9 protein-coding genes and 1 pseudogene are annotated in these 9,374 nt (G+C 33.7%); 8 read left to right on the plus strand and 2 right to left on the minus strand.

Annotation, left to right across the window (positions count from 1 at the left end):
• Window positions 1–3: 3 nt before the first annotated feature.
• The 5 genes and pseudogenes from BT1A1_RS08215 to BT1A1_RS08235 all read left to right on the plus strand — a co-directional run.
• Window positions 4–444 carry a YlbF/YmcA family competence regulator gene (locus BT1A1_RS08215; RefSeq protein ID WP_034769950.1) on the plus strand — a complete coding sequence of 147 codons (441 nt, stop codon included), beginning with the start codon at window positions 4–6 and terminating at the stop codon, window positions 442–444.
• 81 nt (window positions 445–525) lie between these two features.
• Window positions 526–1,314, plus strand: a complete 789-nt coding sequence (locus BT1A1_RS08220; RefSeq protein ID WP_231553315.1) for a metallophosphoesterase — start codon at window positions 526–528, stop codon at window positions 1,312–1,314.
• A gap of 182 nt (window positions 1,315–1,496) precedes the next feature.
• Complete coding sequence (gene cotE, locus BT1A1_RS08225) at window positions 1,497–2,036, plus strand: outer spore coat protein CotE (protein ID WP_034769951.1); 540 nt, start codon at window positions 1,497–1,499, stop codon at window positions 2,034–2,036.
• A 609-nt stretch (window positions 2,037–2,645) separates the two neighbouring features.
• Complete coding sequence (mbcS, locus tag BT1A1_RS08230) at window positions 2,646–4,211, plus strand: acyl-CoA synthetase MbcS (protein ID WP_156103205.1); 1,566 nt, start codon at window positions 2,646–2,648, stop codon at window positions 4,209–4,211.
• Window positions 4,212–4,291: 80 nt separating this feature from the next.
• Window positions 4,292–4,972, plus strand: a pseudogene (locus BT1A1_RS08235) (ISL3 family transposase); the annotation flags it as partial.
• A gap of 93 nt (window positions 4,973–5,065) precedes the next feature.
• Here BT1A1_RS08235 and BT1A1_RS08240 read toward each other — a convergent pair.
• Both BT1A1_RS08240 and BT1A1_RS08245 read right to left on the minus strand, forming a co-directional pair.
• Window positions 5,066–6,238, minus strand: coding sequence for an MFS transporter (locus BT1A1_RS08240; protein ID WP_034769953.1), 1,173 nt, complete (start codon window positions 6,236–6,238; stop codon window positions 5,066–5,068).
• Between the two features lie 12 nt (window positions 6,239–6,250).
• Window positions 6,251–6,718 (minus strand): MarR family transcriptional regulator, encoded by a 468-nt coding sequence (locus BT1A1_RS08245; protein ID WP_034769954.1) that lies wholly within the window; start codon window positions 6,716–6,718, stop codon window positions 6,251–6,253.
• A 212-nt stretch (window positions 6,719–6,930) separates the two neighbouring features.
• Here BT1A1_RS08245 and BT1A1_RS19660 point away from each other — a divergent pair, with 212 nt between their 5' ends.
• From BT1A1_RS19660 to BT1A1_RS08255, 3 genes are all read left to right on the plus strand, one after another.
• Window positions 6,931–7,059: a tRNA-dependent cyclodipeptide synthase gene (locus BT1A1_RS19660; RefSeq protein ID WP_081912311.1), complete on the plus strand. Its 129-nt coding sequence runs from the start codon at window positions 6,931–6,933 to the stop codon at window positions 7,057–7,059.
• Window positions 7,060–7,395: 336 nt separating this feature from the next.
• The gene (locus BT1A1_RS08250; RefSeq protein ID WP_034769955.1) at window positions 7,396–8,091 is read left to right on the plus strand and encodes a tRNA-dependent cyclodipeptide synthase; all 696 of its coding nucleotides are present in this window, start codon (window positions 7,396–7,398) and stop codon (window positions 8,089–8,091) included.
• A 21-nt stretch (window positions 8,092–8,112) separates the two neighbouring features.
• Window positions 8,113–9,321, plus strand: coding sequence for a cytochrome P450, cyclodipeptide synthase-associated (locus BT1A1_RS08255; protein WP_034769956.1), 1,209 nt, complete (start codon window positions 8,113–8,115; stop codon window positions 9,319–9,321).
• Window positions 9,322–9,374 lie beyond the last annotated feature (53 nt).

A 9,374-nucleotide genomic window follows, 5' to 3' on the forward strand; every position in this document is an offset into this window, starting at 1 on the left:
ACAATGGGGAAATATACAAAGACGGAAATCATTGATAAAGCAAGGGAACTGGCTAAAATGATCGCCGAGACAGAAGAAGTGAATTTTTTTAAGCGGGCGGAAGCAAAGATTAATGAAAATCAAAAGGTTAGGGAAAAAATTAACAGCATAAAAAGTTTACAAAAACAAGCAGTTAACTTCCAAAACTATGGAAAAATCAAAGCTTTGAAACAAGTCGAAGAAAAAATAGAAGCGCTGGAAAAGGAAATTGATGAAATTCCGATTGTGCAGGAATTTAAAGAGTCACAATATGAAGTAAATGAACTTTTACAAATGGTTTCAAATACAATTGCCAATACAGTTACAAATGAAATTATTCTGTCGACTGACGGTGACTTGTTGCAAGGTAAAACAGGCGCACAAGTCCGGAGTGAAAAAGCAGTCATGTCACAAGACTTATCATAAAAAGGATATTTCCATCCTGTTAAACACATAAACGATTAAGGGTCTATCTTCCAGAGGTAGGCCTTTTTTAGGAGACATATTATGGAAATTTTATTGATTATTATTATCGTTTTACCGGTTCTTTTCCTTTGGTATATGTGGAAAGTCGCTCAAGAAAATCATATGATTAAACACAAGTTATCTTTTCCTTCGTTCCCCGTTTCCTTTGGCGAAATCAACATTTTTTTCATATCTGATATCCATCGACGTCTTATCAGTGAAAAAATCATTGATCAAGTTAAGGGGAAAGCTGATCTTGTCATCATTGGCGGTGATTTAACAGAAAAAGGAGTTCCCTATACGAGAACGGAAGAAAACTTACGGCGACTAAATGAAATAGCCCCCATCTACTTTATTTGGGGAAATAATGACTATGAGAAGAACCGAACAAAATTGATGGAAATCTTCCATAAAAATTTTGTCACTGTTTTAGAAAATGATTATCGAGTGCTTCAATCAGATAAAGGGGAAAAATTATATATCATTGGGATCGGTGAAATAAAATATCAGGACATTTGTTTGAAGAGTGTTTTAGAACCTGTAGACAAGGAATCGTTTAAAATTGTTATTTGCCATAATCCGGAAATTTGGAATGATGTAAAAAAAGAACATCGTATTTCTTTGTTGTTAAGCGGTCATACCCATGGAGGACAAATCCGTTTATTTGGGCTTGGTCTATATCCAAAGGGGAAATTGTATCAAGGACAAGAAACAACCTTATTAATAAGCAACGGATATGGAACGACGCAATTACCGTTACGATTGGGAGCAAGGCCTGAAACCCATTTAATAAAAATAACCGGAAATAAGGAAAACGAAGATCACCCGTAACAGTGTAAACTCAATCTTCCGTTAATCATTTTATCTGCTTCGTATCGACTGCCGGTAGACAATTGCCAACCTCTCTTCCTTTAGTCATTTTCCTTGAAAACGAACTTCCAAGAAAATTTACGCACACTGGTTTTTTGTCCCGCATAGGATGAAGTGATAAAACTTGAGGAGGTTACGCTCGCATGGGAAATACAAGAGAGATTATTACAAAAGCGGTCGTTGCGAAAGGGCGAAAAAATACCACTTCCAATCATACAATCCGACCAAACCATGCTCCGTCCAGTATCCTTGGTGCATGGATTATCAACCATGCATATAAAGCGGAGAAAGTCGGAAAAACTGTGGAAGTAAGTGGACATTATGATATTAACTGCTGGTATTCCTGCAATGATAATACGAAAACGGATGTTGCAACTGATCGGGTCGAATACAAAGATGTCATCAAATTAAAATATAAAGATGACAAAACCATTGCCGATAAAGAAGTCAATGTACAAGTACTTCAACAACCGAATTGTGTCGAAGCAGTCATTTCACCGAATGGGAATAAACTGGTTGTTACGGTCGAACGCGAATTTTTAGTCGAATTGATTGGTGAAACGAAAGTAGTTGTCCGATTAAGTGATGAAGATTTTGAAGATGACGATTGGGATCTCGATATTGACGATGAGGAGTTTGAAGAATTAAACCCGGATTTTCTTGTAGATGGGGAAGAGGAATAACGAAAATTTATTGATAATACTATTTGGTTCTGTCTGACACTCACTTCCAACACGGTACAATGGTGATAAACCTTAAAATGATATCATGTGGGGTCAGACTCCTTTTGTTTTACATGAAGAATGTATAAATTTCCAGCAAAAGAGAGAATTTGCTTGGTACGGGAAATTAAAAGAATGAAGGAAAAGTGCACAAGGAAAGCAACGAAGCGTTTTATCGGAATCGAAAAACCAGGGTATTTTTTCGTTGAACTGTGCTCTTCTCTCACCTAAAGCTCGGACCCCCGAGTTTCTTTATACGTTAAGAAAGTATAAATTTCCAGAAAAGAAGCGAATTCGACGTAGTGGGAAATTTTAAGAATTAAGTATAAGTGCATAAGGAAAGCTTCACTGGAATACATCGCAGCCGAAAAAATTTTATATTTTTTCGGTGAACTACGGCTTTGCCACCGCCTAAAGGCTCGGCAATCGCCGAGTTTTCTTTATTTGGAAAAATTTTTTTGAAAAAATTTATTACCTAGTACTAACATTTAGTAATATGTTGAGGTATAATATACATATTCGATTTAATTTAAATAGAAAGTGTGATTAATAATGGTGGAAAACAAGTCAATTACATTGAAAAGTTTAATTGCGCCTACAAAATATAATATTATTGATGAAATTGAAAAACATAAATCGAGTAAAATTGCTTTGAAATTTATTAGTCAAAATGGCGATCGGAAAGAAATTTCTTATGAAGAGTTCATTGCACGGGGCAACAAACTTGCAAATGCCTTAAAAAAATTAGGCTTAAAAAAGGGCGACCGTGTTTTTATCATGGTCCCGCGGATGATTGAGACCTATATTATTTATTTTGCTTGTTGGAAGGCCGGTCTTGTTATCATCCCGGGTTCTGAGTTACTTCGGGCGCAAGATATTCTTTTTCGGCTGAATAATGGGAAAGTGAAAGCAATCATTTCTTATTTTTCATTTTGTGAAGAAATCGACAAAATAACAAATGAAGCGACCAATTTACAATATAAAATTACTTTTTCAGAGTCAGTACCCGGTTGGAAGCAAATGGAAGAACTTGCTGAAAATGAATCAGAAATTTTTAAAAAGGTAGAAACTTCAAGGGATGACTATGCATTAATTACGTATACTTCCGGAACAACCGGACAACCAAAAGGAGTTGTTCACGTACATGGTTGGGCATATGCACATTTACGGATTGCCGCGACACAATGGCTCGATATTCATGAAGGGGATATTGTTTGGGCGACTGCAGGCCCCGGTTGGCAAAAGTGGGTGTGGAGTCCTTTCCTTTCTGTACTTGGCATGGGGGCGACCGGGCTGGTATATTTAGGCAGGTTTAATCCGGAAACCTATTTAAAAATACTGGATCAAGAAAAAGTGAATGTTCTCTGCTGTACGCCAACAGAATATCGACTAATGGCAAAAGTCCATGATTTATCGAAATATCATTTATCCCATTTACAAAGTGCCGTTTCAGCCGGAGAAGCATTAAATCGGGAAGTCATCGATATCTTCCAAAATCAATTTAATATCATGGTTCGTGATGGCTATGGTCAAACAGAAAGTACGCTTGTCATCGGAACCGTAAAAGGAATGGAAATCAGACCGGGATCAATGGGTAAACCGATTATGCCGGAATTTGTGGAGATTGTTGATGAAGATGGGAAGCCGGTAAAAGTAGGTGAAAAAGGGAATATTGCCTTACGAAAAGATTTCCCGGCACTTTTTGTCAAATACTACGAAGATCTCGAAAGAACTGAAAAAGCTTTTAAAGGGAATTATTTTGTAACCGGAGATCTTGCCTATAAAGATGAGGATAATTATTATTGGTTTGTCGGAAGAAGCGATGATATGATCATTAGTTCCGGATATACAATTGGACCTTTTGAAGTGGAAGATGCGTTAATGAAACATCAATTTGTAAAAGAATGTGCGGTTGTTGCCCATCCCGATCCGATTCGGGGAAATGTGGTGAAAGCTTTTGTTGTTCTTAAAGACGGAATTGAAGCCGGTAAACATTTAGTTAGAGAACTTCAAGATCATGTTAAACAACTTACTGCACCTTACAAATACCCAAGATTAGTTGAATTTGTTCAATCTTTACCAAAAACAGATTCAGGAAAAATCCGTCGTGTTGAATTGAGAAGCCAAAATTCATAATAACGAAAAATAGGACTCCTCACATATAACTTGGATGTTTCAGTGGTTAAAAAAAGGGGACAACCGAAAAAGGAAAATATCAATGTGTCATCGGAGACCCTCGAGGCTTCAAGGTATTTGATGTGATTCAAGACCGTAAGTTGTCCACGCTAAAAGATTATTTTCGTTCTTTACCGACTCATCGTGTTCAAATGGTGGTCATGGATATGTGGCAGCCGTATAAAATATTGGCTCAACAACTCTTTCAAAATCCAATTATCATCGTGGACAAATTCCATTATGCTCGTCATAACTTCTGGGCACTTGAACGAGTACGAAAGAGAGTACAAAAGTCGTTCCAAGACAAAGATCGAAAATCGATGAAAAAGTTACGTTTTCTCTTACATAAACCGAAAGAGAAGTTAACCACAAGAGAACAGGAGCTCCTGCAATATTATTTAGAGTTGTCCCCCGATTTAAAGAAAGCTTACCAAGTGAAAGAAGTCTTTAAAAAATGGATGACACAAAGCAATGAACGCAATGTAAGGTTGAACTTAGAACAACTGTATCAAGCGATTGACGAATCAGGACTGGACGAATATCAGTACATGAAACGAACCTTTAAAAGCTGGGAGAAAGAAATCATCAATTCGTTTATTTATCCCTACACTAACGGTTATTTAGAAGGGATTAACAATAAAATGAAAGTCATTAAACGAATGTCTTATGGTATTCGCAACTTTCAACGACTTAGAAATAAGGTATTATGCTCACTTATTTAACTTTCATACATATAAAAGAGGTGCACTTCACATCAAGTGCACCCCAACAATTGACATAGAACCATTGTAAATAAAGGATGAAGAAACCATTTTTTATTTTAAAATCTGATTAATCATGAACGAAATCACTAAAAACACGATTCCTAGAATAAGAAATAAGGAAGAGGAACTCAGAAAGCTAATTCCGACAATTCCTGCTCCTATTGCCATTCCACAATATCGTACAAAATTAAATATTCCTAATGCCAATCCTTTTTCATTTGTATATTGACTACTAATGATTGTTGAAAATAATGGTGGAGAGAATCCTAGTAAAACACCATAAATGAATAAAATAATACTTAATATGATAATGTTCTTTTTCATCATTAAACCAAATAATATAATGAAAAATGGCATTAAGTATAAAATTGCACGATATAACTTTTCTGAATTAAATCTTCTTTGTAACTTTTTAAATAGGGTACTACCTATAATCATACTAATTGTCAAAGGCAAATATAATAATCCGATAATCTGTAAAGATATTTGATAGTGATCGTGCAATAAAACAGGTAAATATGTCAATATTGAAAAATATACCAGAAAGACGAAAAAACCAATTCCGATAACACTCATGCCTTTTTTATTTGCCCATAAAATTTGATATTTTAGAAGTGTTTGAGCTTTATTTTTATTATCGGATAATTGTTTACTATTTAATGTTGGAAGTTTGTATCCTAAAAAAATCAACAATGTCATTGAAATGACAAATAGAAATAAAAATACACCTGAATAATTGTAGTATTGTCCAATGAATCCTCCCAAGATCGGCGCAAGTGCGGGGGCTAATGTCAATAAGATTTGATATGTTCCCATTGCATCGCCCCGTTCTGCCCCTTCAAATAAATATGCAATGACATTCACTGCAATCAACGGAATCATTCCTGTACCGATGGCTTGAAACATTCGTGCAACAAAAAATACCATAAAATTTGTTGTAAATGCACAAAATAAGGTTGAGATACTTGTAATCAAAAGACTAGTGATCATTAACTTTTTTTGATTAGCAGAATCAATAAATGTTCCTAATATTACTTGCATGATAGAAATAATAAAGATAAAACCACTAACTGTTAAATCCACCCAAAAAATCGTTGTGTCAAAAGTATCTCGAATAAGAGGAATCAAAGGGGAATAAATATTTTGATTTAATGACGCAAAAAAAGCTGAAATACTTAGGAGAAGAACCAGAACTTTGCTTTTTTGTTGAAGGGCTTTATCCAAAGCTCTTCCCTCCTACTTCATATTTTCATTTTTCAAATGATTAGTAAGCGTATTTAAAAATAATATGATTGTTTCAAGTTGTTCCTTATTGAAGTTATCTAAAAGTGATAAATATTGTTCTTCAGCCTCCTTATGCAGCTTCTCATGAATTGCGGCCATTGTTTCCCCTTTTTCAGTTAAAACATAGAAAATTTCTTTTTTATTTCCTTCATTTTGTTTTTCCTTAATAATACCTTTCTCCAGTAATTTTTTTGTTGCTTTAGTTACCGCTGGTTTAGATATATTAAGTTCTTTAGCTAAGGTTGTATTATTCATTAATTCATTTTCTTTCAGAAGGGCAACAATGTGAAATTGTGTCAATGTCCATGAAACACCGAACAATACGTTCTTATTATTACTCGATTCAGTTCTTCTGATCGATTCTCTAGTTGTGATGAATTCTTGTAATGCTTTTAGAACTTTCTTTTTAGTGCTTTCCATTTTTATCCTCCTTACGATAGTTAACCAGTTAACAATAATGGTAAGGGAATTTTTACGTGTTGTCAAGAAATAAAGGAAAAATATTTAAATGATAATTCGCATAACTCAATAATGTTTTTGAGTTGTGTTATATTATGTTAAATGTTTAATGTTAACTTATTAATCATAGTTAGGGAAAGGAGTTTTTTTAATGCAACAAGTTATTAAAAGATTTGTTCCATGTTGTTCCACCATCTAGAAATTGCGAGGAAATTTATAAGAATAAGACTCACATGCTCTTAGGTATCAGTCCCTCTAACAATAAGTTTTCCCAAAACTATATTCATCAACGGGTTAGATAAACAACAATGTGAAATTGTGTCAATATCCATGAAACGCCAAACAATACATTCTTATTATCACTCGATTCAGTTCTTCTGATCGATTCTCTAGTTGTGATGAATTCTTGTGATGGATGCTTTTAAAACTTTCCCTTTAGTGCTTTCTATCTTATTGTTAACCGGTTAACAATAATACTAAAGGAATTTTCGTGTGTTGTCAAGGGGGTTCGAATAATAATTTGTTCAATTCGATAATGTTTGACAATATTTTTGGGGTGTGTTATATTATCGTTAACCAGTTAATATTAATCGGTTAATATTAACTGGTTAATTATAATTGGGGAAAGGGGTTTTTAAATGCAACAAGTTATTAAAGATTTGTTCTATGTTGTTCCACTATCTAGAAATTGTGAGAAAATTTATAAGAATAAGACTCACATACTTTTAGGTATCAGTCCCTTTAACAGTAAGTTTTCACAAAACTATATTCACCAACTTATTGATTGGTCATCAAAAAATTTCAAAAATGTGACCGTTTTATTAGCTGGAGATGAAGCTAAGAACTTACTTGAAGCCCTCGGAACTCCTACAACAAAAGCGGAAAGAAAAGTCAGAAAGGAAATCAGACGTCATTTCCGTTTTAGCGAAGAAGCATTAAGGAAAAATGGTAGAGAGATTGATATATATACTTTTTCAGATTTTAAAAACAACAAAATTTATAATGAAGTTTATCAAAACGTAATTTATTACTTTGAAAAAGATGAAAAATTTAGGAAATCTTGTTTGGCAATGTCTCATGATGCACTTTCTAGCCGAGCGAAGTCTTTAAATATGGAAGATATAGAAATTACAGATAATATGTTATTTCACGCTGTAAAATACGTATTAGCAGAACTACCTTTCTTTCTATCAGGTGCTTCAATTCTAGGCTATAAAGAGTCCGTGCTTGCATATCATAGACCATGGAAATTAGGAGAGAAAATAAAAAATTCAGAATTTTATATTAAGATGAGTGACAACCAAGGCTATATCATCTTGAAACAAATTAATTAATATTTGAAAGGAGTTTTATATATGCTGCAACAAAGTAAAATAAGTATTTTTTCAGAAGCTTACTCAAAAGATCCTTACAAGTTTTTCCCTTATTTTAGAACACAAGAGCCTGTTTTTTATGAAGAATCTATTGACTGTTATTTTGTTAGTAATTATGAAGATGTAAAATATGTTTTAGAAAATGAAGAAATATTTACTACTAAAACGTTAGCGAAACGAGCTCAACCAGTTATGCGTGATAGAGTTTTAGCCCAAATGACTGGAAAAGAGCATAAAGAAAAAAAGAAAATGATAATGAAAGGGCTCACAGGTGAAAATCTCAAACGATTACTTTCTTTATTCAAACAAAATGCTATTGAAGTCTTAAAACCTTATCTTAATCGTGGAAAAATAGACTTAGTAAATGATTTTGGCAAGATATTTGCTGTTCAATCAACAATGGATATGTTGGGCTTAGATAAAAAGGATCAAGAGCAAATTGCCGAATGGCACAAAGGCATAGCAAAATTTATTACTTCTTTCAATCTCTCTGATGAAGAAATTGAGTATTGCTTTTGGTGCAGTGAACAGTTAGAAAAATATTTACTTCCAATCATAGAAAGTAAAAAAGACTCTTCTGGAAACGATTTAATATCTATACTACAACGTTCAGAATTTAATGGCATAAAAATGACTTCTCAGGAGATTCTTGCCCTAACATTGAATATTTTATTGGCTGCAACTGAACCTGTCGATAAAACTTTAGCTTTGCTATTTTACAATCTACTTCAAAATCCAAAACAATTCGAGGATGTAAAAAATAATCGCAAGCTTTTGAAGAATGCTATTAATGAAACATTGCGTTTTAAACCTCCAGTTCAATTTATTCCTAGACAAGTTTCTAGAGAAGTGACTATCAAAGGAGTTTTGATTCCTAAAAATGCAGTAATTATAAATATGATTGGTGCTGCTAATAGGGATCCTAAAGCCTTTTCAAATCCAGATAAATTTGATATTTATAGAAGCATTGAAGATAATAAAGCTTTCACTAGTCACTCACAAAATCTAGCATTTGGGTATGGAACACATACTTGTGTAGGGGCTTCCTTAGCGCTTATGCAATTAGAACTTGTAGCAAATATTATTTTAGACAGTTTTAAAAACATTGAGTTGGACGAGTCTTTTTCGTATGAAGAAAAAGGATTATATACTAGAGGTCCAGTTTCTTTAGTTTTAAAGTTCACTACATAGTGAACTCGAGACTTTTCTGAGATTCAAATATATCAATAAATTTATAGAATCAA

Source organism: Caldibacillus thermoamylovorans (genome assembly GCF_000751775.1).
Taxonomy (GTDB): Bacteria; Bacillota; Bacilli; order Bacillales; family Caldibacillaceae; genus Caldifermentibacillus; species Caldifermentibacillus hisashii.